Consider the following 22852-nt stretch of genomic DNA (forward strand, 5'->3'; position numbering starts at 1 on the left):
CACTTGCCTTCCAAAGGAGCTTTCATGACCCAGCCCTCCCAATCCGAATTCCTGTGGTTTCTGCAACTGTCGCGCGACGGCGAATTCATCGGCACGAGGAACAAGATGCCGCGTCAGCCCACGTTGCCTTACCTGCAAAGCCTGATCAGCACGGCGGGTGAGGCGGGCTTTGACGCGCTGCTCACCGCCACCAACTACCACAGCGAACACGAGAACTACACGGCGGCGGTGGCGGCCCTGGCGAAAACGGCGCCCACCGATCCAGCGCTTCTCATCGCGGTGCGGCCCGGCATGTTCCAGCCGGCCATGTACGCCAAGATGCTCGCCACGCTGCAAAACCTGTTTCCGGGGCGCGTGCGCCTGAACATCGTGACCGGCAGCAGTCCCGCCGAGAACGCCATGTACGGCGATTTCGAGGACCACGGCAAGCGCTACGAGCGCACCCGCGAATTCATTCAGATTCTGCGCCAGTTGTGGACCCAGCCGCCGCCCCAGTCCTTCAGGTCCGACATCTATGCCTTTGACAACGCTGTCCTTGACCCCGCCCCGGTGCAGCCCATTCCCATCTACTTCGGCGGCGCGTCCCCGGTGGCCCAGGGCATCGCTGCCGAGCTGGCCGACGTCTACCTGATGTGGGGCGAGCGCGAGGACATGCTGCGGGAGCGCATGGCCCAGATGCAGGCGCTGGCCGCGAAGGCCGGGCGAACGCTACGCTATGGCCTGCGAACCCACGTCATCGTGCGGGAAACCGAAGCCGAGGCGAGGGCGGCTGCCGAACGTCTGATCAGCCGGGTGGACCCGGAGGTGCGGGCCGCCTTTGTCGCCAGCCACGCTCATGTGGACGGCGTGGGCCAGCAGCGCCAGATCGACATGGTCAAGAATCTGGACGCCGACCTGATGGTCGAGCCGGGTCTGTGGGCTGGCGTGGGCATGGCCCGCAGCGGCGTGGGCGTCGCCCTGATCGGTGACCCGCAGGGGGTGGCCGACAAGATTCGCCGCTATGAGGCCATGGGGTTCTCGTCGTTTATCTTCAGCGGCTACCCGCACCTGGAAGAAGCCCGCCGGTTCGGGGAACTGGTCATGCCGCTGCTCAGGGGCCGGGCCGAGGAGACCCGCGCCATTCACACGGACAGGGTGGCCCCCGTCTCCTGACCACGCCACAGACGGGAGCCACAGACGGGAGGGAGGCGCGCATTGCTGCCGCGCCTCCCCCCGTCTGCCCCAGAGGGCTTACTTCACCTTGGTCCGGATAAAGCAGGTGACCGACTCGCCGCCCCTGAGATCCGGCAGCTGCCAGCGGACGTTGGTGTACTCGCTGGGGTTGACCGTCACTTCCTTCTTGACGTCCTGGCCGTTCTCGGTGACGGTTACGAATTTCTTCAGAGGCGCTGCGGCGTAGCTCTTGCCGTCGATGCTGAACAGCGCCGTCACGCCGTCCACGCTGCACTGCTGCGCAACGAACGACGTGGCCGCCGGCACCGCCATGTTCAGCTTAATCTGCTTGACCGTCACCCGGCTGGTGTTCTCCACGCGCTGCTGCAACTGCAACAGGTCGCCCGGCGCCACGCCCCGGTTGGCGGTGTCGGTCAGCTTCTCGACGGTTTTGCCGTCCTCCTTGACCTCAGCCACCAGCAGGGTGGATGCCGTGACTTTCAGGGGGGAGTTCTGCGCGCCTGCGCTGTGCGCCAGCAGGGGAGCGGCCAACAGCGCAGTCACCAGCGCCTTCGTACCTTGGGTGTTGTTCATGAGAGTTCCTCCTGACGCCATTGTGCCCAGGGTCAATGAGAGCCATGCGCGGCGGAACTGACGACAACCGTCAGAAACGGGGGGTATTACTGGACAGCTGCCGCGCCGCTCAGTCCACGTTCCTCTACCACGGCGGCCAGCACGCGGGCAATCTCATGGATCTCGGCGGCGTCCTGGCCCTCCACCATCACCCGGATCAGGTTCTCGGTGCCGCTGGGACGCAGGTTGACGCGGCCCCGCCCGGCCAGCTGGGCCTCGGCCCGGGAGACCGCGAGCTGCACGCCCTCGTCGCGGGCGATGGCCTTCTTGTCGGCCACGCGCACGTTCACCAGCGTCTGCGGATACATGGTCAGTTCGTCGAACAGCACGTCCAGCGTAGTGTCCAGCTGCTTCATGCTGGCCAGGGTCAGCAGCGCGGTCAGCACCCCGTCACCGGTGGGCGACACGTCCAGAAACAGCACGTGCCCGCTCTGCTCGCCGCCCAGTTGCAGGCCCTTGGAATGCAGGCGCTCATGCACGTAGCGGTCACCCACAGCGGTGCGTTCCAGCGGAATGCCCGCCTCCTGCAGCTTCACCTCCAGCGCCATGTTGGTCATGATGGTCGCCACCACCGCCGCCGCCGGACGGGCGCGGGCGTTCAGCAGCAACATATGGTCGCCATGAACCACGTTGCCGCGTGAATCCACGAACAGCGCCCGGTCCGCGTCGCCGTCGAAGGCCACGCCCAGGTCGTAGTCGCCGTTGCGGACGATGGTCTGGAGGTGATCCATGTGGGTGCTGCCGCAGCCTCGGTTGATGTTGCGCCCATCGGGGGTGGTGTACACCGCGAACACGTCGGCCCCCGCCGCCTGGAACACCTTGGGGGCCACCCGGTAGGCCGCGCCGTTGGCACAGTCCAGCGCAATTTTGAGGCCGCTCAGGTCCGGCGCGTGCGAGGTCAGGTACTGAATGTAGATCCGCTCGGCCTCGGTGGAGTTGGTCACGCCGCCCAGGTCCACGCCGGTCACCGGGACCAGCCCAGGCACGTCGTCGATGGCCGCCTCGATCTCATGCTCGGTGGCGTCGCTGAGCTTCTGGCCGTCCGGGCCAAAGAACTTGATGCCGTTGTCCTGGTACGGGTTGTGCGAGGCGCTGATCACCACGCCCGCATCGGCCCCCAGTTGCCGCACCAGGTAACTGACGCCGGGGGTGGGCAGCACGCCCACGTGAATCACGTTGACGCCGCGCGCCGTCAGCCCCGCCGCCAGGGCCGCTTCCAGCATGTCCCCGCTCTGGCGGGTGTCCTTGCCGATCACCACGTTGACCTTGCCGGTCCGCGAGCGGCGCTTGAGCACCTCACCCGCCGCCGCCCCCAGCGTCATCACCCACGCAGCCGTCAGGGGAAACTCGCCCGCCACGGCCCGCACGCCATCGGTGCCGAAATACTTTCTCTCGCCATCACTCATATGGTTCCGATCATAGCGTCATGAGTGCTTTACACACCTCACTCATTCTGGCAAGGCCGGCCCGGTCAGAAAGGCCCGGTAGCGCTGCACTTCGGCCGCCAGCCCCTTCCGAAAGGCAGCGGTCTGGCGAAAGCCAGGGGTGAAGCCCAGATCGGCACTCAGCTCTCCCCCACCAACGCTCAGGTTGGCCCAGCCCACCGCCCGTCCGGCCTGAAACACAGGCAGCGCGTAGTAGCCCATCGTGCGCTTGGCGGCCGGCGTGTACGCCTCGAACCGGTAGGGCCAGCCATGCAGGTGTTCAAAGCGGCGGCGGTCCCACACCAGCGGATCGAACGGCCCCACGATTCGTACGCCGCGCGGGACAGGTGCGTCGGACGGTGGGTGGTCCACCCCCCAGACGTAGGACACGCCGTCCACCCTCGCGCCCGCCAGCTCCTCTCTCACCGCCACCGTGAAAGCCGTCTTCAGCCCGCCGCGCAGGTGCGGGAGGCCAAAGCCCGACAGGCTGACCAGATAGCGCAGGCTGGCCTCCGGCAGCGGGCCGTACAGGGCGGCGAGCAGATGCACAGTTCGGCGCAGGCGTTCAGCGTCGGGCAGCGGACGCGCGCGCAGGGCGGCCAGATGCGGCGCGGGGCCGTACACGCGCACGCCGCCCACCCGGCGGGTCACGCGGGCCTCGCCCCGGTAGTGCAGCGCCCCCAGGATGCGGGTGCTGATGCTGGACTGCCCGCCCCAGGCGTTGACGGTGCGGCCCCGGCCCAGCGCGGCGGCCAGCGCACGCGGATGCAATTCCTCACCTCCGTTCAACAGGACACGGACCTCCTCCAGCAGGGCGGGATGCTCGCGCTCCACCCGGCCCGGCGCGACTTCACGCGGGTGTAGCAGCGCCTGGACCGCCCTGGGCACAAAGCCGTAGTTGGGAATCATGTCCTCCTCGGCGTCCAGCTCGGCGTAGCGGCGTTCCAGCTCGCCGGCCCGGTAGCCAGGAACGCGGGCCAGCAGCGTCAGGTCCTGGGCGCGGGCCGGGGCACGGATGGGATCGGCCTGCAAGAAGCCCATGCGGTCCAGCGCCGCCTGAAGCGAGAGCTGCGGCGTCAGGGTCCGGAAGGCCGCCGCACGCAGGTCGGCGGCTGTGAGGACAGCCACTGCTAGCCCGCCTGGACCATCCCGGCCCGCCGCTCCAGCTCCTGCAACATGGCCGAGGCGTGGCCCGCCGGGTTGGCGTTGCGGTGCTGATGGGCCAGGCGGCCCTGCGGATCAATCAGGAAGGTGACGCGGGCCGTCAGGCCCAGCAGGCCGCCCAGGCCGCGCACCACGCCGTACGCCCGGCACAGCACCCTGTCACCGTCAGGAATCAGGGGGTGCGTCAGGCCGCAGGTGTCACGAAAACGGGCCTGATGGGCCTCGGTGTCGGCGCTGACGCCGATGACGACCGCGTTGAGGCGCTCGAATTCGGGCAGGGCGGTTTCGAAGCGCCGGGCCTCTATAGAACAGTCGGCCGACCCCGCACGTGGGAAGAAGTACAGCACCACCCACTGCCCACGCAGGGCCGACAGACGGACGGTGCGTCCGTCGTCGCTGCGACGCGTGAACTCGGGGGCTGCCTGATGAACGGCGGGCTTCATGCCGGCATTTTAGGGGGGTGGGATGCGCCGTGCAGTGGGCCGGACGGCTGCGAGGTTGAAGCTTTGTGAAGACAGGCTCTGACCACCCCCCGCCTGCCCTACACTTGCGACATGCTCAGCCGCGCCGATCTGGAGGCCCGCGAGGCGCAGACGCTCGCGCCCTACGCGACCCTGAGTCGCGACGCGCGCGCCCGGGAATACCCGGAGGCCGAGAGCGGAACGCGCACCGCCTTTCAAAAGGACCGGGACCGGGTGCTGCACACCACCGCCTTCCGCCGCCTGGAGGCCAAAACGCAGGTGTTCCTGAACGCCAGCGGCGACCACTACCGCACCCGGCTGACGCACACGCTGGAGGTGCAGCAGGTGGCCCGTTCGGTGGCGCTGAACCTGGGCCTGAACGAGACGCTGGCCGAGACTGTGGCCCTGGCACACGATCTGGGTCACCCACCCTTCGGTCACGCCGGGGAACGGGTGCTGGACGCCCTGATGGCCGGGCACGGCGGCTTTGACCACAACACCCAGGCCCGGCGCATCGTCTCGGTGCTGGAACAGCCCAGGCCGGACCATCCTGGCCTGAACCTGACCCTGGACACGCTGGACGGCCTGAACAAACACCGCCGCGCCGGGCTGGGGCCGCCCAGCCTGGAGGCCCAACTGGTGGACGCGGCCGACGCCCTGGCCTACACCGCCCACGATCTGGACGACGGCCTGCGCAGCGGGCTGCTGTCCCACGCCGGGCTGCTGGAGCTGCCGCTGTGGCAGCAGCTGACCCGGCGGGCCGGCGTGGACGGCCCGGTGCTCTCGGAGGGGCAGCGGCGAACCCTGCACCGTGAGTTGCTGGGCTGGCTGATCAGCGACCTGACGGCGGCCAGCGACGCGGCGATTGCCGCGAGCGGCGTGGGCAGCGCTGCCGCGGCTCGGGCCTTGCCGGACCGGCTGATCACCTACAGCCCCCCGCTGCGCGCCCTGCTGCGCGACACGGGCATCTTTCTGAAGGACAACCTGTACCGCCACTGGCGCGTGGAGATGCAGGTGGAGCAGGCCAGCCGGGTGCTGACCACGATGTTCCACGCTTTCACGGGGCGGCCCAGCATGTTGCCGCCGCAGTTCCGGGAGCGCGCTGGGGCCGAGGCCCTGCCGCGCGTGGTCTGCGACTATCTGGCCGGCATGACAGACCGCTACGCGCTCGACATGCACGCGAGTATCGTGCCCCCCGCGCAGCATGCTCCGCATTTCTAGGCGCCGCATGTCCAGGCCACGTCTATCCAGCCGTCCGCCTGAAAAAATTTCCAGGCATCCGTTGCCGTCAGCCTCCCCTTGCCCACCCCAGTCTCAATCTGATAGCCTGACCTTTAGTGTCTTGCGCTTGGTAGGGCGCGGATAGCCGGGCAGGCACCCGGACACGCACGAACCTTTCCCCCATGAAGGCCGGGGCGTGTCGCCGCCAAATCCCACAGATGACCGGAGTACAGCCGTGAAAACCTTTGTTCCTAAAAATGACGAGCAGAACTGGATTGTGGTAGACGCCACCGACATCCCGCTGGGCCGCCTGGCCACCGTCGTGGCGAGCCGCATCCGTGGCAAGCACCGCCCCGACTTCACCCCCAACATGATCCAGGGCGACTTCGTGATCGTGGTCAACGCATCCAAGATCGCGCTGACCGGCGGCAAGCTCGACGGCAAGGTCTACACCCGCTACAGCGGCTACCAGGGCGGCCTCAAGAGCGAAACCGCCCGTCAGGGGCTGGCCAAGCACCCCGAGCGCGTGATTGAGCACGCCGTGTTCGGCATGCTGCCCAAGGGCCGCCAGGGCCGCTCCATGCACAACCGCCTGAAGGTCTACGCCGGCGAACGTCACCCGCACGTCGCGCAGAACCCGCAGGCCCTGGCCATCACCAACACTGCCCGCACCAAAAATAACGAGGTCAAATAATCATGGCGATTCAGCAACCTGAACAGTTCTACGGCACGGGCCGCCGCAAGACCGCCGTGGCCCGCGTGTTCCTGCGCCCCGGCGAAGGCAAGATCATCGTCAACGGCAAGGAGTTCCAGAGCTACTTCCGTGGCCTGCTGCGCGCCGTTCACGCCCTGCAGGCCTTCCGCGAGACCGGCACGGCAGGCCGTTACGACGCCCTAATCACCGTGACCGGCGGCGGCCCCACCGGCCAGGCCGACGCCATCAAGCTGGGCATTGCCCGCGCCCTGCTGAAGGTCAACCCCGACTTCCGCGCCGTCATGAAGCCCTCGGGCCTGCTGACCCGCGACTCGCGCGAAGTCGAGCGCAAGAAGTACGGCCTCAAGAAGGCCCGCCGCGCGCCCCAGTTCAGCAAGCGCTGAAGCCAGACTTCAACGAGAAAGCCCCTCCACGTTGTGGAGGGGCTTTTTTTGGTGTGATCTCGAAGAGGCGTGTCATCAGGGAAAGACAGCGTGTCGAGAGGCGCAGCCCCGCGCCTACACCCACGTCCCGCTGATTTCCCGCACCGCCAGCGTCGTGCCCTCGGCGCTCACGATCAGGACCTGGGCACCTTCCGGGGTGTCGGGGCCGGTGGCCCGCCACTCGCTGTCGCCGACGCGAACGCGGCCCGTTCCATTCTGGATGGCGGCGGTCACGGTGACGGTGCGGCCCACCAGACGGCTAGCCCCGGTGTTCAGGCGGTCACCCTCCTGGCCGCCCAGCGCCAGCCTGCCCACGTAACGCTTGCCCAGGAACACGGCCACGACGCTCAGGACGGCGAACAGCGCCAGTTGAATCGGCACGGCCAGCGGCAGCACGAACACCACCAGCCCCAGCGCAAAGGAGGCCAGCGCCAGCCAGACAAAGAAGATGCCCGGCGCGGCCACTTCCAGCATCAGCAGCACCGCGCCCAGCACCCACCAGTGGCCGGGCAGGACGCGCTCAAACGTCGGCAGCAAGTCTGTCATACCTACCGCTTGGTCCCGCCGAAGGCCTCTTTCGCCACCTCCGCGATGCCCTGCAGGCTGCCCAGGATGCTGGTGGCCTCGATCGGCAGAATCAGGGTCTTCTGGTTGGGGGCAACTGCGATGTCCTTTAGGGCATCGACGTAGCGCTGCGCGATGAAGTAGTTGATGGCCTGCGCGTTGCCCGAAGCAATCGCCTCGCTGACCATGCGGGTGGCCTCGGCTTCTGCCGCCGCCTCGCGCTCCCGGGCCTCGGCGGTCAGGAAGGCGGCCTGACGGCGGCCCTCAGCATTCAGGATCTCGGCCTGTTTCTCGCCCTCGGCCTTGAGGATCGCGGCCTGACGGAAGCCCTCGGCGTCCAGGATGTTGGCCCGCTTCTCGCGCTCGGCCTTCATCTGCCGGCCCATACTGGCCACCAGATCGGCCGGCGGGCGGATGTCCTTGACCTCAATGCGCGTGACCTTGACCCCCCACGGCTCGGTCGCCTCGTCCACCACGGCCAGCAGGCGGGCGTTGATGGAGTCGCGGTTGCTCAGCAGGTCATCCAGGCTCATGCCGCCCATCACGGTGCGGATGTTGGTCATGGTCAGGTTGAGGGTGGCCTGCTCCAGATTACGCACCTCGTAGCTGGCCTTGGCCGAATCCAGCACCTGATAGAACACCACGCCGTCCACAGTGATCAGGGCGTTGTCCTGGGTGATGACCTCCTGGCTGGGCACGTCCAGCACCTGTTCCATCATGTTGACCCGGCGCCCGATGCGGTCGATGTACGGGATGATCAGGTTCAGGCCGGGCTTGAGGCTGCGCTGGTACTTGCCAAAGCGTTCCTGCGTCCACTCGTAGCCCTGCGGAACGCTCTTGACCCCCGCCAGCAGGGTGATCAGCACCAGTAAAACGAGAACGACGATAACGATGAGTGGGCCCATGAAGTTCCTCCTGACAGCACTACGAGGGGGCCGCGCGGAAGGTTCCCGTGCCACAAGGCCCTAGACTCGTCTGCAATGACGCTGGTGGAGTTGAAGGACGTGACGGTGAGGGCCGCGGGCCGCACCCTGCTGGAAGACGTGAACCTGAGCCTGAAACGGGGTGAGGCCCTGCGTCTGTTCGGCCCCAACGGCGGCGGCAAGACCACGCTGCTGCGCCTGCTGGCAGGGGAGGTCTCGCCGGTGCTGGGCCAGCGCAGCTACGGCCTGAACGGCGTGCGGCAGAACTCGGCGGTGCGGGCGCGGCGCAGCCTGTCGGTGGTGGGCCCGGATGCTGAGGCGTTCTACCTGACCCGCGACTGGGCGCAGAGCGTGCGCGACGTGCTGCTGGCGGCCTTTGAGGGCGACACCCTGCGGCTGTGGCAGGCCACGCCGGACGCGGAGGCGCGGCTGTCGGACGTCGTGACCCTGACTGGGCTGGAGTCGCTGCTGGAACGCGACTTCCGCACCCTCAGCCACGGGCAGCGGCGGCGGGTGGTGCTGGCCCGCGCGCTGATGCCCCGGCCCGAGGCGCTGCTGCTGGATGAATTTACCGATGGCCTGAGCGTGGGGGCAAGGGCAGAGCTGGGCCGCGTGCTGAAGGACGTTCACGCTTCCGGCGTCGCCATCGTCCTGGCTACCCACCGCCCCGACGAGGCGCCCGAACTGCCGTGGCGCACGGTGCGGGTGGAAGGCGGACAGGTGCGTGAGGAGGAGGCCACCCTGCCCTCTCTCCCGCCTCGCCTGCGTCTGCCCATCCCGCCCGGTACCGGAGACTTGATCCGTTTAGAGGATGTGGAGGTCTGGCGCAACGGCCACCGCGCGTTGGGGCCGCTGGGCTGGACGTGGGAAGCGGGGCAGCACTGGCTGGTCACCGGCGAGAACGGCAGCGGCAAGAGTACCCTGGCCCGCGTGATCGCCGGAGAGCTGTACCCCGCGCTGGGCGGAAGCGTGACGCGCCCCTACCTGACACGCGACCTGCTGACCGAGCGCCGCCGCACCGTGGGCCTTGTCGGGGCCGAACTGGGCATCCGCCAGCGGCGTGACTGGACCGGACAGGACATCATTGCCAGTGCGTGGCACGGTACCGAGGGTTTTGTGGCGGAACTGAGCGCGGCAGAGCTGGAACGGGTGCATGAACTTGCAACTCAGCTTGATCTGCTCGCCCTCCTGCCGCGCCAGGCAACAACGCTGTCACAGGGACAGTTGCGGCGGCTGCTGCTGGCCCGCGCGGTGGCCCACGCCCCCACCCTGCTGATTCTGGACGAGGGGCTGGATTTCGTGGACGGCGAGAGCCGCGCCCGCTTCTCGGCGCTGCTGCCGGAGCTGGTACGCGGAGGCACCCATCTGATGGTCATCGCCCACCGGGACAGCGACGCGCCGGATGGCTTGACACACCACCTGCATCTGGACGGTGGACGGGTGGCGACGCTATCGCGTCTGTCCGTGGCTTCGGCAGATTGAGCAGGGGGCCGGCGTGCAGCTCCCCTGCCTCTTCATTCTCCGGGAATGTTTACCTGATGGCGATGTCCGAGACCGTGAACGGCAGCTCCGGCGTCAGGCCTGGGCCACGCTTGTCGAACTGGGCGTTGACCACCAGCAGCCGCTTGCCCTGCTGCGCAATGGTGGTGGGGAAACGCAGAGTGGGGTCACTGAACGGCGTGCCCAGGGTGCCCCGGCTGAAATCGGCAGACATGGTGACGGGCACGATGATAACGTCGGCGTTGCGGACCACGTACAGCGTCTGGCCGTCCAGCAGGATGCCGTCGCCGTTCTTGACGGTCTGCCCGCTCAGGTTGATCTCGGTCACGGACCGGTCGGCCACGGTGATGCGGAACAGTTTGCCGGTGTTGCTCTGGACCACGATCAGGGTCATGCCGTCGGGCGTGGAGGCGATGCCGTTCAGGTTAAATCCCGTCTGGTACTGCAGCGCCGTGCCTGTAAAGTCCAGCCACGCTTCCATGTCGCCCACGCCAGAGGCCGTGCGGGCGGCGCGAAACAGGACGGGGCGCTGCGAATCGGTGACGTAGGCCGCGTCGGGCGTGAGCGTGATGTCGTTCAGGAAGGTGGCCGGGGCCGCGGGGGTGGTCAGGGTCTTGAGCAGCGACCCGCTCACGGTGTCGTACACAAACAGCTTGCCGCTGCCGCCGCCCGCGATGTACAGGCGGTTCTGTGCGTCCACCTTCATGCCCACCGCAGTCGGGCGCTCGGCCACAGGCGGCAGGAAGACCTGCGTGTCCTTCTGGCCCAGCGTGCCCCTGAAAACGGTGCCATCGGTGGTGCTGCCCACGTAGAAGGTATTGCTCCCCGCGAGGTGGGCAATCCCCTCCGGGAACACGGCGTTGCCGGGCAGGGTGTAGCTGGTCACCCCACCCGGCGGCAGGCCCAGCACACCACATGCGGCGAGGGTCGCGGTCAGGGCAGCGGCAGTCAGTAATTTTTTCATACTTCCAGTTATATGGATCTGTGGGGGACTGGGTTGCGTTCCGCGTTGACGCAAGGTTCAGAAAGTAACCCACAACACGTGATCGACCAGCGCCGCCCCAGTCAGACTCGCCTCACTTTGACGCACTACTCTCCGCGCATGACGCGTTTTGCCCTGACCCTCGCCCTGCTTGCCCTGCTTGCCCTGCCCGCCCTGCCTGTGGCGCTGGCCCAGACGGCTCCCGCCTCCTCACCGGCCCCGGCGGCCACCCCGGCACCCCAGCGGGTGATCGAGGCCATCACCGTGACGAGCAACCAGGGCTACAGCATCAAGGTGCCCGGCGGCTGGACCCCACTGAAAAACGTGCCGAATGTGGACGTGGCTTTCGTCAACAAGACTGTGGGGCAGCTGCGGCCCACCGTGACCGTGGTCGTTCAGGATATCCCGGCGGACCTCAAGGCCACGCTGGCCGACGTCCGCGATCTGAACGCCAGCAAGATGCCCAGCGTGGTCCCCAACCTGAAAATGCTGGGCGAGAAGACCATCCGGGTCAGCGGCCAGAACGCCATCCTGTGGAGCTACACCGGCGACGGCGACGGCGGCAAGGTGCGCTGGACCCAGGTGCTGACCCTGAAGAACAACCGCCTGTACACCGTGACCCTGGTGACCCCCACTGGCACGCCCGAGGCATTGCTGGACAGCGGGCGCGCAATTGTCGACAGCTTTGCCCTGACCGCCAAGTAGGCCCTGGCCCGCCCGGCATTCACCCCCCGAACATGCCCCCTCCACTGAGCAGGGGGCAATTCTATGCAGACCCACGGACTGGTTCAGCCGCCCAGACAGGCCGTGATTACGGGTTCCATTTGTTTCGCTTACAAATCGGGAACGCGCCGATTTGCAAACTTCACGCCCGGAACCCGTTCTACTCCCGCCCGCTTCGCTCGGATGTCCATCGTTTTTACAAACGATTCAATCGGAGTCAGTACGACAGCCCTCTTCGCTATTCGCGCTCCAGCCGGTCTGCCCAGGCGTTCAGGTACGCGCCCAGATCACTCTGGCGTTCCAGCCGGGTGTGGGCGTGGCGGGCCAGCAGCGGCAGCGTGCCCACCTGCACGGCGTAGCCCGCCACCTCCAGCATGGCCTCATCGTTGTCGCTGTCGCCGAAGGCCACCGCGCGCCCGTGCGGCAGCCGCAGCGCGTCGGCGATCAGGGTCAGGGCTGCGCCCTTGTGCGCCCCTTCCGGCGTGACGGTCAGGAAACTTACATAGGGGTCCTGTGCGCCGGTCAGGACCAGGTGTGGGTGAGATTCCCTGAGCCGCCGGGCAAGACCGGCCACCTGCGGGTGGTAGAAGCCGACTTTCAGGATGTCCCCGGCAGGCGCCTCGTTCAGCGGGCCGAAGTTGCGGGCAATCATCCAGGGTTCCGGCTCGGTGCCGCGCGGCAGGTCCACGAACAGGCGCTCGGCGGTGAACAGCACGGTCCGCGCGCCCGTCAGTTCATGGGCCAGCACCGCCTCCAGGTCCCTGGGCGTGAAGCGGGCCTCGGTGTGCAGTTCGCCCCCCACCACAATGCGCCCGCCGTTGTTGGTGGCCACGGCGTCGGGCTGCATGGCGTCCATCACGGCGTCGGGGGCCGTATCGCGCCCGGTGATGATCGCCAGCCTGACGTCCGCCGCCCGCAGCCGGGCCAGCCCCTGGGCGGTGGCCGCGTCCGCCGCCCGGCCCTGCTCGGTGATCAGGGTGCCGTCCAGATCAAAGGCCATCAGCAGCGGCACACCTGCCGGGGGTGCGGTGCTGGGACGGGTCGGGGCTGAATCGGGAGAGGTCACGGGCGGCAGCGTAGCAAAGACCGGCCGGGCCAAAGGAGAGCGGGGCCAGGGAAGCGCAGCGGCCTGGCTACCTGGCCGGCACCTGAGTGTCAGGCCCGGGCTGTTCCGTCTCCAGAACCGCCGTGTCCTGAACCGCGGGCAGGGTGAACCGGAGGTCGGTGCCGCCCTGAGCGTTGGCCTCGATCCAGATGCGGCCGCCGTGGCGCTCCACGATCCGCCGGCACACCGCCAGCCCGATGCCGTTGCCCCCGGTGGCGGTGCGCCCGTGCAGCCGCTGGAACATGCCGAAGACCTTCTCGGCGTGTTCCAGCGCGACCCCGATGCCGTTGTCGCGCAGCGTGAACAGATGCAGTTTGCCGTCCGGCTCGGCACTCAGCTCGATCCGCAGCGGCGCGGCCCCATGAAATTTAAGGGCGTTGCCCAGCAGATTGTCCAGCAGCTGCCGCATCTGGGGTGGGTTGGCCCAGACCGGCGGCAGCTCGGAAATCTGCAGTTCGGCGTCTGACGGCCACGGCAGGTCCGCCAGTACCTTCCGGGACAGTTCCCCCAGATCCGTCGCGGTGCGCGGGGCGTCCTCGCTGACGGTGGTCAGCGCCAGCACGTCGCGCACCAGTCGGCGGGCGCGGCCCACCTGCTCGGTGATGTGGTCCAGGTAGCCGTCGGCACGCTCGTCGAGTTGCTTGCCCCGGTAGCGGTGGCGCAGGATGTCGGTATAGGCCCCCAGCGTCCGCAGCGGCTCCTGCAGATCGTGGCTGGCGACGTACACGAACTGCGAGAGTTCCTCGTTGCGGTTGACCAGTTCGCGGTTCACGCTCTGCAGAATCTCCTCGCTGGCCTCCAGGGCCTTCGTGCGTTCCAGGACGCGCCGCTCCAGCGAGGCGTTCAGGGACGTGACCTCCAGCTCCGCCAGTTTGCGGCGGGTGATGTCCTCATGGGCCACCAGGGCAAAGCACTCCCCGTCCTGTTCGAAGCGGGTCACGCGGGCCAGGAAATACCGCTGCTCGGTGGCCGTGTGACAGGGATATTCCAGCTCGTAGAGCCTCAGTTCACCGGCCATCACCGCCCGAATTCCCGCCGAGATGGCGCGGGCATCGCCGCTGTCCTCCCCCTGCGCCGCGTCGCAGACCCTCAGGTAGTTGGTCCCCAGATCCTCGCCAGTTCCGCCGTTGTTGCACGCAAAGACCGTCCAGGACCGGTTGACGGCCACGATGACTCCGGTCCCGTCGATAATGGCGATGTTGGCCAGCAAGGCATCGAAAGCCGCCAGTGCAAAGCGTTCAGGCGGCGAGGTGGGGAGCATTCCTCAAGGTAACACCCGCACTGGAATCAACCCGCAACACGGCCCGCATTCATGCCTTTCTTTGCGAGAGCATTACATTGTCAACTGGACAACGATTCCTGCTTCACCCGATTATTAGTCTGATTTCATGAGTCCCGCCCCCTTTCAACTGTTGCTGGTCGAGGACGAACTGGCCGACGCGCTACTGTTCCAGGACATGCTGGCCGAGCAGGACCAGGACATCCAGGTTCACCATGTCCAGAACGGTCAGGAAGCCTTGGCCTACTTGTGCGACCCTGTGCCGGGGTCCCGCCCCCAGTTGATCGTGCTGGACCTGAACATGCCGATCATGAACGGACACGAGTTTCTGGAGCGGGTCAAGATGCTGCCCGACGTCCGCTCGATTCCGGTGCTGGTGCTGTCCACGTCCGAGCACCCTACCGACATCCACCGCGCCTACGATCAGCACATCAGCGGATACGTGGTCAAGCCAGGCAACTACCAGGAATACATGCACGTGCTGGAAACCATCCGGGCCTACTGGCGTGGGCTGGTGCGCCTGCCCAATCTGGAAGAGGTAATCCAGAGCCGCGTGGCCCGCTGAGCCTGAGCGGCGGCCCAGCCGACCACCCGCCTCGTCGACGTCCCCGCCCCACCCTGCTGGGGAGTTTTTTGTGGCTGGTCACAGGGGAGGGCAGCCCGCCGGTCAGTTTCCGCGCAGCGTGGCCATGGAGCGCAGGTACCAGTGCGCCACCGCCCGCATCACTTCCTTGTTCTCGCCATCACGAACGCTGACAGCAACGGTCAGGCGGGCCTTGCCGTCTGTGGCATAGGCTTCCAGGGCGGCAGCCAGGTCCCCGGCACGGGCCTCAGCGCGGGCACTCAGGCCCCCACGGGCGCGGCCCACGTAATGCGTGTCGAGCCGCTCGATCAGCGGCACAGCCCCGGCGATGTGCGCCGCAAACGCCCCGGCAAACGCCGCTCCACTCGTCGCCTCGGCCAGCAGGAACTGCGCCCCGGCGTGAATGGTGCCCAGGTGGTTGTGGTATGCGGGCGTGTCGGGGCACTCTCCAGTGGCCCAGCCCACGCCGACGTCAGTGATGGTCACGCCCACGGTGGCGTTCATGGGAATGGCGTGCAACGCGGCCTGAACAGTCTGGACAGCTTGCGGGGGCAGGGGGGAGTGCAGCGTGGATTCAGGCATAGAGACCTCTGGGAACTGGATTCTTGAACCGGGTTTGATTTCTGGGTTCAAGGAGAAGGGGACGTGGGCCGAGGGTGACGCTCAGGTGTAGGGGTCTTCGACGTAGCGGCGCAGCACGTCCACAGGCGGGTATGTCCCGGCCCGCAGCAACTCCTCGATCTGGCGGGCATGGGTCCAGGTCTGCGCGGCCAGTTCGGGGGTGACCAGCCCGGCCTGCACGGCCTCTTCCAGTTCATCGGCGTCGATGATCTCGGTAGCAGTGATGGTCCAGCGCGCGGCCTCGTCGGGGTCGCCCACCACATCCAGGTACAGGTCGTCGTGCCACGGCAGCCCGTCCTCCTGCACGCCCTCACCGCCGTGAATGTCCACGTAGAACTGCACCGGCTGGCCTGCCGCGTCCAGTTGCACGGTCAGGGCCGCGCCCATGACCCCCTCGCCCGCCCCCGTCGGATGACAGCGAACCCAGCGGTAGCCGTGATCCAGAATCCGGTGACAGAGGCCGGTGCCCGGCCTGGAGACCTCCAGCGGGCGAATGACCGTCCGGGCCGTGAAATCCACGATCACGTAGCCCGGCACAGCCAGCACGGTCTGGGCCGAGTCGGTGACCCGCGCCCAGGGCCGGAGATCGAAGGTTTTGCGCTTCACGCTCCCAAGAGTAGCGGTTTCGCTAGGATGCGGGCGTGATCCGCCGCTCCCCCCGTCCGTGGCCCGCGCTGGTACGGACTGCGCTGGTTCTGGCCGCCCTGATGATGGGTGCCTTGTGGGCCGTTCCCGCCGCTCGGGAGGCGGGGGCCACACGCCAGCGTCAGGCCGACGAGACGGCGCGGCAGGCGGCGGCGCAGCGGCTGATGGCCTCCGATCCGGTGCGCTTCGAGGAATATGTGCGCCAGGTGGCGATTGCCGCCGACGTGGTTGGCGACGGCCAGCAGGATGCCAGCGGCCCGTGTCTCAGCGTCAGCGGCTTCGAGAGCGGCCTGTGCGATCCGCCGCCCGAGACCCGGACCTGCGCGATTCACGATCCGGGCGACGGGCACGTTACCGTACGGCTGACCCTCACGGACGGGCGGGTCTTCCAGTGGCCCAGGAGATAGGTTTTTCTCGTCCCCGGCTGCTGCGCTGACGCGCGACGGCCAGAAACGCGGCGCCAGTTACTTCCGCCGCCACGTTTCTGACTGTCTCTGCCTCAGTTGGGGCCGTTCGGCCCGCCCTGGCTCCTGTTCTTCTCGTCGGCGCGGCGACGCAGTTCGCTGGCCAGGTCCGAGAAGTCCTGGGCACTGGGCAGCACCTTGCGCGACTGCTGCTTGGCCTCCTGAATGACCTTGACGTGTTCGCGGCGGCTGTCGGGCAACCCCAGCTGCTTGCGCTCGAAGTGGTTCTGCGCCACCCGCCCCAGCGCGAAGGTCCAGCCGTACACGGCGGGCGCGGTGATGATGCCGCCAATGACGGGCAGCGCCATCTTCGCCAGCCCGCGCATCACCTGCCGGGCCGCCATGCCGTAGGCCAGCGTCACGCCCAGTTCCTGCACAATCTCGCGGGCGCGTTCGGCAGAGATGTCGAAGCCGTAGATCTTGCCGATGTGCAGCACCATCTTGGCCTGTACTGGCGTGATCACCAGAATGTCGGCAAAGGGAATCGGCTCCATGGCCACCGCACCGGACAGCAGCGCCGCGCTCTTGATGACCTCGTCGACGTTCTCGTCGCGGCTCCGGTCCGGGTCGATGTCAAAGTTGAAGTTGTCGAGGACCTGCTTGACCAGCGGGGGCAACATGCAGCGAGTGTACTCCGGCTCCGGGCGGGAGGGTGAGGCGTCGCCGGGCGGACATTCACCTTTCGCCCTGCCCCCCGCGCCACAGCAGACGGACACGCCGGGGGGAGGTAGCGTGTCCAGGGAGGGAGGGACGAGAGGTGGAGTACACCACTCCATCAAAGCTTAAATCCGGCGCATGACAGTTGTCTGACAGCGTGGTGCAGGCACCTTGAGCGTGGGTTCAGGGCTGTGCCGGGCCAGGAAGAGAACGGCCTCAAGCGATTGGTCAGATGGCCGGCTGTCCTTCAGATGACGGGCGGCCCTGTTCCGGTCCAGATTCGGTCCGGTCAGGCATGGGAATGATGGCCAGAGTGCAGCGCGAGACGCACACCATCTTGCCGCGCCCGTCGACGATCTCAATGCTCCAGACCTCGGTGGTGCGGCCCTGGAAGATGGGGGTGCCAGTGGCCGTGACCGTGCCGGACACCACGCTGCGCAGATGGTTGGCATTGATTTCCAGCCCCACCGCCAGCATCCCGCGGTCCCGCACATTCAAGTACGCCCCGGTGCTGGCCACGCTCTCGGCCAGGGCCACGCTCGCGCCGCCGTGCAGGATGCCGAACGGCTGATGCACCCGCGCTTCCACCGGCATCTGTGCCACCACTTTGGCGCCGCTGGCCTCGCTGAAGGTAATGCCCAGATGCTCCACCAGACCGCGCTGCCCGCCCAGCCCCTCCAGGATGGCGTCGGACGCAGGAGTGTGGGCAGTCATTGTCCTGCCTCCTGGGCCACCGTCTCCTGGGCGCCTGATGCCCGGATCGGTTGGGCGGCGGCGCGCTCAGGCCGCATCACCAGACAGGTGGTGGTGGCCGTGGCGTAGACCTTGCCCGCGTCGTCCACGATCTGCGCCGTGGCCGTGGCCACCCGGCGCGACACGCTGATCACCTCGGCCACGGCACGGACCTCGCCCAGGCCAAGCTGCAGCGGCCGCAGGTACTTGACCGCCAGATCCAGGGTGGTGTAGCCCACCCCGGCAGGCAGCAGGGTGTGGATCGCGCAGCCCAGCGCCGAATCCAGCAGCGTGGCGTACACGCCGCCATGAACGCTGCCGATGGGGTTGTAGTGAAACTCCTCGGGCCGCATGCGGAAGGTGACCCGGCCCTCCTGCACGTCCTCCTCGCCGCCAATCGTGAAGCCCAGCGTCTGCCCGATCGGCGGCGGGGGAAAGTCGCCGCGGGCCATGCCGCGCAGGTACGCCAGCCCGCTCAGGCCGGGGGCCGCGCCCGCACCGATCAGCGGGTCCTGCCAGGTGTAGGTGCGGGTGCGCTGCGGGAGGCTGGTTTCCATTGGCTTGTCCTGGGTCTGGGTCATCGGGCTCCTCGGGGGGTGCGGGCTCTGGCGGCCGGTCTTGGGGGTGTGGTCAGTCTCGGAGGACGTGCTGGTCCTGGCCGACACCATACTGGGCGGTCCCTGCGCCGACCGTGATGTCCGGGTCACTGGGGTGGGATCTCCCCGGTCACGGACCAACTCGTCCCGCAGACCCGGGCACGGCAGAACCGGACATGAAGGACAGGGCGCATACGCGCGGCCTCCCCCACCCCCTATACTGGTTCAGTTATGCGGACGGTGACGGTAGGAACGCGCGGCAGCACGCTGGCGCTGGCACAGACCCACTGGGTGGTGGCCCGGCTCAAGGAAGAATGGCCCGAAACGGATTTCCGGATTCAGACCATCAGCACCAAGGGGGACCGGGACCGCGCCAGCCTGATCTCGATGGCCCGGGCAGGTGATAAGGGCTTCTGGGTCAAGGAAATCGAGGACGCGCTGCTGCAAAAGCGCATCGACATCGCGGTGCATTCGCTCAAGGACCTGCCCACCACCCAGCCTGAAGAGCTGGAGGTGGCCTCGATTCCCAAACGGGTGGACGCCCGCGACGTGCTGATCGGCAAGGAGGGCATGAAGCGCCTTGCGGAACTGCCCCAGGGCGCCCGCGTCGGCACCAGCAGCGTGCGGCGCAAGGCCTTCTTGCAGGCATTCCGCCCCGACCTGCAGATCGTGGGCCTGCGCGGCAACATCGACACCCGGCTGGCCGCGCTGGCCTCGGACGAGTACGACGCGATCATCCTGGCCGCCGCCGGGCTGATCCGCACCGAGATGCGCCACCGCATCGACGAGTTCATCGAGCCGGACATCATGCTGCCGGCCCCCGGTCAGGGCGCCCTGGCACTGGAAACCCGCGCCGACGACGACCTGACCGTGGAGGTGGCCTATGCCATCCACGACCACACCACCGACGACCGCATCACCGCCGAGCGCGAGTTCCTGGCGGGCCTGGGCGCGGGCTGCATGGCCCCGGTGGGCGCGCACGCCACCATCAAGGGCGGCGTCCTGACCCTGGAAGGCTGGGTGGCCGCGCTGGACGGGTCGCAGGTTCTGCGGGCCACCACCAGCGGCGACGCGAGCGAATGTGCCGAGCTGGGGGCCGAACTGGCCGCCGACACGCTGGGCCAGGGCGCGCAGGTGCTGGTGGACGCAGCGCACGCGCAGACCGCTTAACGTGCTTCGCCCGAAGCAGTTCGCCTAAAGAAGTCCTGAATCCAACCTGTGGGGGAGAGGGGCCGGCCTGCGCTCAAATGCGGGCATGTCCCTCTCCCCCATTCTCGATCTGGCTGGTCTGACGCTGGAGGTCAATCATCTGGCGCGCGGCGTGCGCTTCTACTCGCAGGTGCTGGGCCTGGAACTGGCCCGCCACGACGAGGCAGCGGGCGTGGCCGAATTTGTGGTCAACCCGCACCAGACCCTGACCCTGTGGCAGCCGATCACGCGTCAGGCCAACGACGAACGCCTGGCCCCGCTGAGGCCACGGGGGGCGTCGCACCTTCACTACGCCTGGCAGGTTGAGCCCAGCGATCTGGAGCCCAGCAAGGGCCTGCTGGACGCGCACGGCCTGGAGTGGCAGGAGATCAATCTGGGCACGGAAGACCGGCCGGACTGGACGCTGTATTTTTTCGACCCCTTCGGGCACGGGCTGGAGTTGCGCGGGGTGGACCGGGCCGACGCGCGCCAGCCGCATTTTGCGCCCACGCCAGTCCAGCGCCCGCCCCACGCCCTGCCGGTCATGGGCCTGCGCGAGGTGGCCCTGGCCTTCAGCGACTACCCCACCATGAAGGAACGCCTACCCCGTGCCTACGGCTTCGCCCTGGCCAAGGAACAGGAGGACCGCGACTTCGCCCAGTTCACGCTGGGGCCGCACCCCGAGCCGGACGGCAACGGCACGCCACGCAGATGGCTGTACGCCTGGGACCCGCAGGTGGGACTGGCCGACATGCTGGGGGGCGATCACGCGCTGGTGCGCTTCTACGCCGACGTGGACGCGGTGGGCGCCTTGGTGGTCGCGGCGGGACTGCCGTGCCTGCGGGACGATCATGGGCTGGCGGTGCGCGATCCGGAAGGCCACGTGTTTGAATTTATTGCCGGTTGAGCTGCAGGCCCATGCGACCATCAGACAGGCAAAAGGGGGCGGTGCCTGGGCTTAACACCCAGGCACCGCCCCCTTTTGGCCGAGATTACCGGGTCTTGGGGTCCAGCGCGTCGCGCAGGCCATCACCGAACAGGTTGAAGGCCAGGCTGAACAGCACGATAAAGGCTGCCGGGAAGACCAGCACGTACCAGTATTCGGGTTTCAGCCACGCCCGGGCAAAGTCCACCAGCTGCCCCCACTCGGAGTAACCCGGCTCGAAGCCCAGGCCCAGGAAGCTCAGGGCGGCGATGCCCAGCGGCACGGTGGCCAGGTCCAGCACCGAGATCGTGAACACGGTGGTGACGCTGTTGGGAATGATGTGCTTGAGAATCATGCGCATGTCACGGGCACCCAGGCCACGGGCGGCGTCCACGTACTCCAGCTGCCGCGTCTTGAGCACGTCTCCGCGGATCACGCGGGCGTACCCGGCCCAGCCCGCCACCGAGTACGCCAGGATGATCGGCCATGTCGGATCACCCCCCGGATTCTTGGCACGCAGGATGGTCAGGATCACCACCGTCAGCACCAGCCCCGGCATGGCGAACAGCACGTCGATAAAGCGCTGAATCAGGTTGTCGATCCAGCCGCCGTAAAAGCCGCTGATGGCCCCGACCAGCACGCCCACCACCAGCGTGATGCCCACGATGGTAAAGGCCATCTTCAGCGCGGTGCGGGTACCCCACACCAGGCCGTAGAAGATGTTGTAGCCGTTGACGGTGCCAAAGGGAGCCGTGGCTCCTGCAATCGAGTTGGGCGGCGCCGGCTCCTGGGCAAAGCTGAGGCGCTCGATCTTGTAACAGCTGGCCGGAGGGGTCAGCACGGCCTTCCAGAACGGCGCGCCCAGCGGGTTGTATACCTCGTTCTGGGTGGTCATGTTCAGGTCGCGCAGGCAGTTGCCGGTGGGCTTGGCCACCAGCGGGGCAAACAATGCCAGCAGCGCAAACAGCAGCGTGATGATCAGCCCGCCGATGGCCAGCGGGTTGCGCCGCAGCTTGCGCATGGCCGGGCCGGTCCAGAACATCTGGAAGGCACCGCGTTTTTCAATGGCGATGGGCGCCGAGGACGTGGTGGTCATGCAAATTCTCCGGGGATGAAGGAAGGGCTCATCAGTGGAACCTCACGCGGGGGTCGATCACGCCGTACAGGATGTCCACCGCCGTGCTCATGATGACCACCAGCATGGCCGAGAGCAGCGTGAAACCCAGTACCCCGGCGATGTCCAGCTGAAGCGCGGCCTGCACGAACCACTGTCCGATGCCGGGGTAGGCGAAGATCGTCTCGGTAATGATCGAGCCGCCCAGCAGGTTGATCACCAAAAAGCCGCCCAGCGTCACGATGGGCAGCAGGGCATTGCGGCGGGCGTGTTTGCCGTTCACCACCTTGGACGACAGGCCCTTGGCGCGGGCGGTACGCACGTAATCGCTGGTCAGCACTTCCAGCATGCTGTTGCGCATGACCTTGACCAGATTGGCGCTCAGGACGATCAGCAGGGTCACGGCAGGCAGAATCATGTGACGCAGCGCGTCCCAGGCAATGTCCCAGCGACCGTTCAGCGCGGCGTCGACGGTCATCATGCCGGTGTAACGCCGCATGTCTCCCACCGAGAACTGGTTGATGATCTCCAGCTGGCCCGCGCCGGGCAGCCAGCCCAGATACGCGTAGAACACTGCCAGCAGCACGATGCCCAGCACGAAGGTCGGCAGGCTGTAGCCCAGCACCACCACCACACGCAGGATCTGGTCGATCAGCTTGTCCTTGTGCAGCGCGCTCAGGGTGCCCAGCCAGATGGACAGCAGCAGAATAGGAATGGCGGTCAGCAGCGCCAGCTCGATGGTGTTGGGCAGCCGCTCCTGAATGGTGGCGACAACCTCCTTGTTGCTGGCCTTGGAAAAGCCCAGGTCGCCCTGGACCACGTTGGAAAACCAGCGGCTGTACTGCACCGGGAAGGGGTCGCGCAGGCCGCGTTCGTCAATGATCTGCTCCAGACGCGCGGCCTGCTGCTCGCTGCGGATGTACGGCGCGGCGCGCTGCTCAGGCGTGAGCAGCTGGGTCAGCCCGATCACCAGCACCGACAGGATAAGCATGACGATGGGAATCTGGAGCAGGCGGCGGACGGTGAAATTCAGCATGGGGGCCTCGCTGTCGGTGGGCG

26 protein-coding genes are annotated in these 22852 nt (G+C 67.4%); 10 read left to right on the forward strand and 16 right to left on the reverse strand.

What is annotated here, in order from left to right:
* Window positions 1-24 precede the first annotated feature (24 nt).
* Window positions 25-1152, forward strand: coding sequence for an LLM class flavin-dependent oxidoreductase (locus IEY31_RS00400; RefSeq protein WP_188967909.1), 1128 nt, complete (start codon window positions 25-27; stop codon window positions 1150-1152).
* Between the two features lie 78 nt (window positions 1153-1230).
* On the opposite strand, the gene IEY31_RS00405 is transcribed toward IEY31_RS00400, so the two are convergent.
* From IEY31_RS00405 to IEY31_RS00420, 4 genes are all read right to left on the reverse strand, one after another.
* Window positions 1231-1746 carry a hypothetical protein gene (locus tag IEY31_RS00405; RefSeq protein ID WP_188967911.1) on the reverse strand — a complete coding sequence of 172 codons (516 nt, stop codon included), beginning with the start codon at window positions 1744-1746 and terminating at the stop codon, window positions 1231-1233.
* Between the two features lie 86 nt (window positions 1747-1832).
* Window positions 1833-3191, reverse strand: coding sequence for a phosphoglucosamine mutase (gene glmM, locus IEY31_RS00410; RefSeq protein WP_188967913.1), 1359 nt, complete (start codon window positions 3189-3191; stop codon window positions 1833-1835).
* Window positions 3192-3233: 42 nt separating this feature from the next.
* Window positions 3234-4337, reverse strand: coding sequence for a winged helix DNA-binding domain-containing protein (locus IEY31_RS00415; protein ID WP_229723222.1), 1104 nt, complete (start codon window positions 4335-4337; stop codon window positions 3234-3236).
* 2 nt (window positions 4338-4339) lie between these two features.
* Window positions 4340-4816: a peroxiredoxin gene (locus tag IEY31_RS00420; protein ID WP_188967915.1), complete on the reverse strand. Its 477-nt coding sequence runs from the start codon at window positions 4814-4816 to the stop codon at window positions 4340-4342.
* 111 nt (window positions 4817-4927) lie between these two features.
* Here IEY31_RS00420 and dgt point away from each other — a divergent pair, with 111 nt between their 5' ends.
* From dgt to rpsI, 3 genes are all read left to right on the forward strand, one after another.
* Window positions 4928-6055 (forward strand): dGTP triphosphohydrolase, encoded by a 1128-nt coding sequence (gene dgt / locus IEY31_RS00425; protein ID WP_188967917.1) that lies wholly within the window; start codon window positions 4928-4930, stop codon window positions 6053-6055.
* Between the two features lie 235 nt (window positions 6056-6290).
* Window positions 6291-6749, forward strand: a complete 459-nt coding sequence (rplM, locus tag IEY31_RS00430; protein ID WP_188967919.1) for a 50S ribosomal protein L13 — start codon at window positions 6291-6293, stop codon at window positions 6747-6749.
* A 2-nt stretch (window positions 6750-6751) separates the two neighbouring features.
* Entirely contained in the window at window positions 6752-7153 is a 402-nt protein-coding gene (gene rpsI / locus IEY31_RS00435; RefSeq protein WP_188967922.1) for a 30S ribosomal protein S9, read from the forward strand.
* A gap of 114 nt (window positions 7154-7267) precedes the next feature.
* On the opposite strand, the gene IEY31_RS00440 is transcribed toward rpsI, so the two are convergent.
* Together IEY31_RS00440 and IEY31_RS00445 are read right to left on the reverse strand one after the other, a co-directional pair.
* On the reverse strand, window positions 7268-7738 hold the full coding sequence (locus tag IEY31_RS00440; RefSeq protein ID WP_188967924.1) for an NfeD family protein: 471 nt from the start codon (window positions 7736-7738) through the stop codon (window positions 7268-7270).
* Between the two features lie 2 nt (window positions 7739-7740).
* Window positions 7741-8661 (reverse strand): SPFH domain-containing protein, encoded by a 921-nt coding sequence (locus tag IEY31_RS00445; protein ID WP_188967926.1) that lies wholly within the window; start codon window positions 8659-8661, stop codon window positions 7741-7743.
* A 75-nt stretch (window positions 8662-8736) separates the two neighbouring features.
* On the opposite strand from IEY31_RS00445, the gene IEY31_RS00450 reads away from it, so the two are divergent.
* The gene (locus tag IEY31_RS00450) at window positions 8737-10161 is read left to right on the forward strand and encodes an ATP-binding cassette domain-containing protein (RefSeq protein ID WP_188967928.1); all 1425 of its coding nucleotides are present in this window, start codon (window positions 8737-8739) and stop codon (window positions 10159-10161) included.
* Between the two features lie 49 nt (window positions 10162-10210).
* On the opposite strand, the gene IEY31_RS00455 is transcribed toward IEY31_RS00450, so the two are convergent.
* On the reverse strand, window positions 10211-11143 hold the full coding sequence (locus tag IEY31_RS00455; protein ID WP_188967930.1) for an SMP-30/gluconolactonase/LRE family protein: 933 nt from the start codon (window positions 11141-11143) through the stop codon (window positions 10211-10213).
* A 138-nt stretch (window positions 11144-11281) separates the two neighbouring features.
* Between IEY31_RS00455 and IEY31_RS00460 the strand changes: the two genes are divergently transcribed.
* Window positions 11282-11866, forward strand: a complete 585-nt coding sequence (locus IEY31_RS00460) for a PsbP-related protein (protein WP_188967932.1) — start codon at window positions 11282-11284, stop codon at window positions 11864-11866.
* Between the two features lie 256 nt (window positions 11867-12122).
* Here the strand turns inward: IEY31_RS00460 and IEY31_RS00465 are convergent, their stop codons facing one another.
* Window positions 12123-12950, reverse strand: a complete 828-nt coding sequence (locus IEY31_RS00465) for an HAD family hydrolase (protein ID WP_308424298.1) — start codon at window positions 12948-12950, stop codon at window positions 12123-12125.
* Between the two features lie 67 nt (window positions 12951-13017).
* Entirely contained in the window at window positions 13018-14250 is a 1233-nt protein-coding gene (locus IEY31_RS00470) for a sensor histidine kinase (RefSeq protein ID WP_188967934.1), read from the reverse strand.
* Between the two features lie 127 nt (window positions 14251-14377).
* On the opposite strand from IEY31_RS00470, the gene IEY31_RS00475 reads away from it, so the two are divergent.
* Window positions 14378-14833, forward strand: a complete 456-nt coding sequence (locus IEY31_RS00475) for a response regulator (protein ID WP_188967936.1) — start codon at window positions 14378-14380, stop codon at window positions 14831-14833.
* A gap of 102 nt (window positions 14834-14935) precedes the next feature.
* Here the strand turns inward: IEY31_RS00475 and IEY31_RS00480 are convergent, their stop codons facing one another.
* Together IEY31_RS00480 and IEY31_RS00485 are read right to left on the reverse strand one after the other, a co-directional pair.
* Window positions 14936-15433 (reverse strand): PaaI family thioesterase, encoded by a 498-nt coding sequence (locus tag IEY31_RS00480; protein ID WP_188967938.1) that lies wholly within the window; start codon window positions 15431-15433, stop codon window positions 14936-14938.
* An 81-nt stretch (window positions 15434-15514) separates the two neighbouring features.
* Entirely contained in the window at window positions 15515-16078 is a 564-nt protein-coding gene (locus IEY31_RS00485; RefSeq protein WP_188967941.1) for a DUF402 domain-containing protein, read from the reverse strand.
* A 35-nt stretch (window positions 16079-16113) separates the two neighbouring features.
* Here IEY31_RS00485 and IEY31_RS00490 point away from each other — a divergent pair, with 35 nt between their 5' ends.
* Window positions 16114-16524 carry a hypothetical protein gene (locus tag IEY31_RS00490; protein ID WP_188967943.1) on the forward strand — a complete coding sequence of 137 codons (411 nt, stop codon included), beginning with the start codon at window positions 16114-16116 and terminating at the stop codon, window positions 16522-16524.
* 92 nt (window positions 16525-16616) lie between these two features.
* Here IEY31_RS00490 and IEY31_RS00495 read toward each other — a convergent pair whose 3' ends face one another.
* The 3 genes from IEY31_RS00495 to IEY31_RS00505 form a co-directional block, all read right to left on the reverse strand.
* Window positions 16617-17201 carry a YcjF family protein gene (locus IEY31_RS00495; RefSeq protein ID WP_188967945.1) on the reverse strand — a complete coding sequence of 195 codons (585 nt, stop codon included), beginning with the start codon at window positions 17199-17201 and terminating at the stop codon, window positions 16617-16619.
* 265 nt (window positions 17202-17466) lie between these two features.
* Window positions 17467-17952 (reverse strand): hotdog fold thioesterase, encoded by a 486-nt coding sequence (locus IEY31_RS00500; RefSeq protein ID WP_188967947.1) that lies wholly within the window; start codon window positions 17950-17952, stop codon window positions 17467-17469.
* Window positions 17949-18551 (reverse strand): PaaI family thioesterase, encoded by a 603-nt coding sequence (locus tag IEY31_RS00505; RefSeq protein ID WP_188967949.1) that lies wholly within the window; start codon window positions 18549-18551, stop codon window positions 17949-17951. The genes IEY31_RS00500 and IEY31_RS00505 overlap by 4 nt, the downstream gene beginning before the upstream one ends.
* A gap of 246 nt (window positions 18552-18797) precedes the next feature.
* Between IEY31_RS00505 and hemC the strand changes: the two genes are divergently transcribed.
* The gene (gene hemC / locus IEY31_RS00510) at window positions 18798-19736 is read left to right on the forward strand and encodes a hydroxymethylbilane synthase (RefSeq protein WP_188967951.1); all 939 of its coding nucleotides are present in this window, start codon (window positions 18798-18800) and stop codon (window positions 19734-19736) included.
* An 85-nt stretch (window positions 19737-19821) separates the two neighbouring features.
* Complete coding sequence (locus IEY31_RS00515; protein WP_188967953.1) at window positions 19822-20661, forward strand: VOC family protein; 840 nt, start codon at window positions 19822-19824, stop codon at window positions 20659-20661.
* An 85-nt stretch (window positions 20662-20746) separates the two neighbouring features.
* Here IEY31_RS00515 and IEY31_RS00520 read toward each other — a convergent pair whose 3' ends face one another.
* A complete protein-coding gene (locus tag IEY31_RS00520) occupies window positions 20747-21775 on the reverse strand; it encodes an ABC transporter permease (protein ID WP_188967955.1) in 1029 nt (342 codons plus the stop codon).
* Between the two features lie 31 nt (window positions 21776-21806).
* Window positions 21807-22829, reverse strand: coding sequence for an ABC transporter permease (locus tag IEY31_RS00525; RefSeq protein WP_188967957.1), 1023 nt, complete (start codon window positions 22827-22829; stop codon window positions 21807-21809).
* Between the last annotated feature and the right edge of the window lie 23 nt (window positions 22830-22852).

It is taken from the genome of Deinococcus aerolatus, from assembly GCF_014647055.1.
GTDB classification, from domain to species: Bacteria; Deinococcota; Deinococci; order Deinococcales; family Deinococcaceae; genus Deinococcus; species Deinococcus aerolatus.

What these genes read in the sequence shown, in the direction of transcription:
- IEY31_RS00515 (WP_188967953.1), top strand. Translation starts at nt 19,822, where the DNA reads ATGTCCCTCTCCCCCATTCTCGATCTGGCTGGTCTGACGCTGGAGGTC.
- IEY31_RS00455 (WP_188967930.1), bottom strand. Translation starts at nt 11,143, where the DNA reads ATGAAAAAATTACTGACTGCCGCTGCCCTGACCGCGACCCTCGCCGCA.
- IEY31_RS00520 (WP_188967955.1), bottom strand. Translation starts at nt 21,775, where the DNA reads ATGACCACCACGTCCTCGGCGCCCATCGCCATTGAAAAACGCGGTGCC.
- IEY31_RS00475 (WP_188967936.1), top strand. Translation starts at nt 14,378, where the DNA reads ATGAGTCCCGCCCCCTTTCAACTGTTGCTGGTCGAGGACGAACTGGCC.
- IEY31_RS00450 (WP_188967928.1), top strand. Translation starts at nt 8,737, where the DNA reads ATGACGCTGGTGGAGTTGAAGGACGTGACGGTGAGGGCCGCGGGCCGC.
- IEY31_RS00405 (WP_188967911.1), bottom strand. Translation starts at nt 1,746, where the DNA reads ATGAACAACACCCAAGGTACGAAGGCGCTGGTGACTGCGCTGTTGGCC.
- rpsI (WP_188967922.1), top strand. Translation starts at nt 6,752, where the DNA reads ATGGCGATTCAGCAACCTGAACAGTTCTACGGCACGGGCCGCCGCAAG.
- IEY31_RS00495 (WP_188967945.1), bottom strand. Translation starts at nt 17,201, where the DNA reads ATGTTGCCCCCGCTGGTCAAGCAGGTCCTCGACAACTTCAACTTTGAC.
- IEY31_RS00480 (WP_188967938.1), bottom strand. Translation starts at nt 15,433, where the DNA reads ATGCCTGAATCCACGCTGCACTCCCCCCTGCCCCCGCAAGCTGTCCAG.
- IEY31_RS00505 (WP_188967949.1), bottom strand. Translation starts at nt 18,551, where the DNA reads ATGACCCAGACCCAGGACAAGCCAATGGAAACCAGCCTCCCGCAGCGC.
- hemC (WP_188967951.1), top strand. Translation starts at nt 18,798, where the DNA reads ATGCGGACGGTGACGGTAGGAACGCGCGGCAGCACGCTGGCGCTGGCA.
- IEY31_RS00445 (WP_188967926.1), bottom strand. Translation starts at nt 8,661, where the DNA reads ATGGGCCCACTCATCGTTATCGTCGTTCTCGTTTTACTGGTGCTGATC.
- dgt (WP_188967917.1), top strand. Translation starts at nt 4,928, where the DNA reads ATGCTCAGCCGCGCCGATCTGGAGGCCCGCGAGGCGCAGACGCTCGCG.
- IEY31_RS00400 (WP_188967909.1), top strand. Translation starts at nt 25, where the DNA reads ATGACCCAGCCCTCCCAATCCGAATTCCTGTGGTTTCTGCAACTGTCG.
- IEY31_RS00500 (WP_188967947.1), bottom strand. Translation starts at nt 17,952, where the DNA reads ATGACTGCCCACACTCCTGCGTCCGACGCCATCCTGGAGGGGCTGGGC.
- IEY31_RS00470 (WP_188967934.1), bottom strand. Translation starts at nt 14,250, where the DNA reads ATGCTCCCCACCTCGCCGCCTGAACGCTTTGCACTGGCGGCTTTCGAT.
- glmM (WP_188967913.1), bottom strand. Translation starts at nt 3,191, where the DNA reads ATGAGTGATGGCGAGAGAAAGTATTTCGGCACCGATGGCGTGCGGGCC.
- IEY31_RS00460 (WP_188967932.1), top strand. Translation starts at nt 11,282, where the DNA reads ATGACGCGTTTTGCCCTGACCCTCGCCCTGCTTGCCCTGCTTGCCCTG.
- IEY31_RS00440 (WP_188967924.1), bottom strand. Translation starts at nt 7,738, where the DNA reads ATGACAGACTTGCTGCCGACGTTTGAGCGCGTCCTGCCCGGCCACTGG.
- IEY31_RS00525 (WP_188967957.1), bottom strand. Translation starts at nt 22,829, where the DNA reads ATGCTGAATTTCACCGTCCGCCGCCTGCTCCAGATTCCCATCGTCATG.
- IEY31_RS00420 (WP_188967915.1), bottom strand. Translation starts at nt 4,816, where the DNA reads ATGAAGCCCGCCGTTCATCAGGCAGCCCCCGAGTTCACGCGTCGCAGC.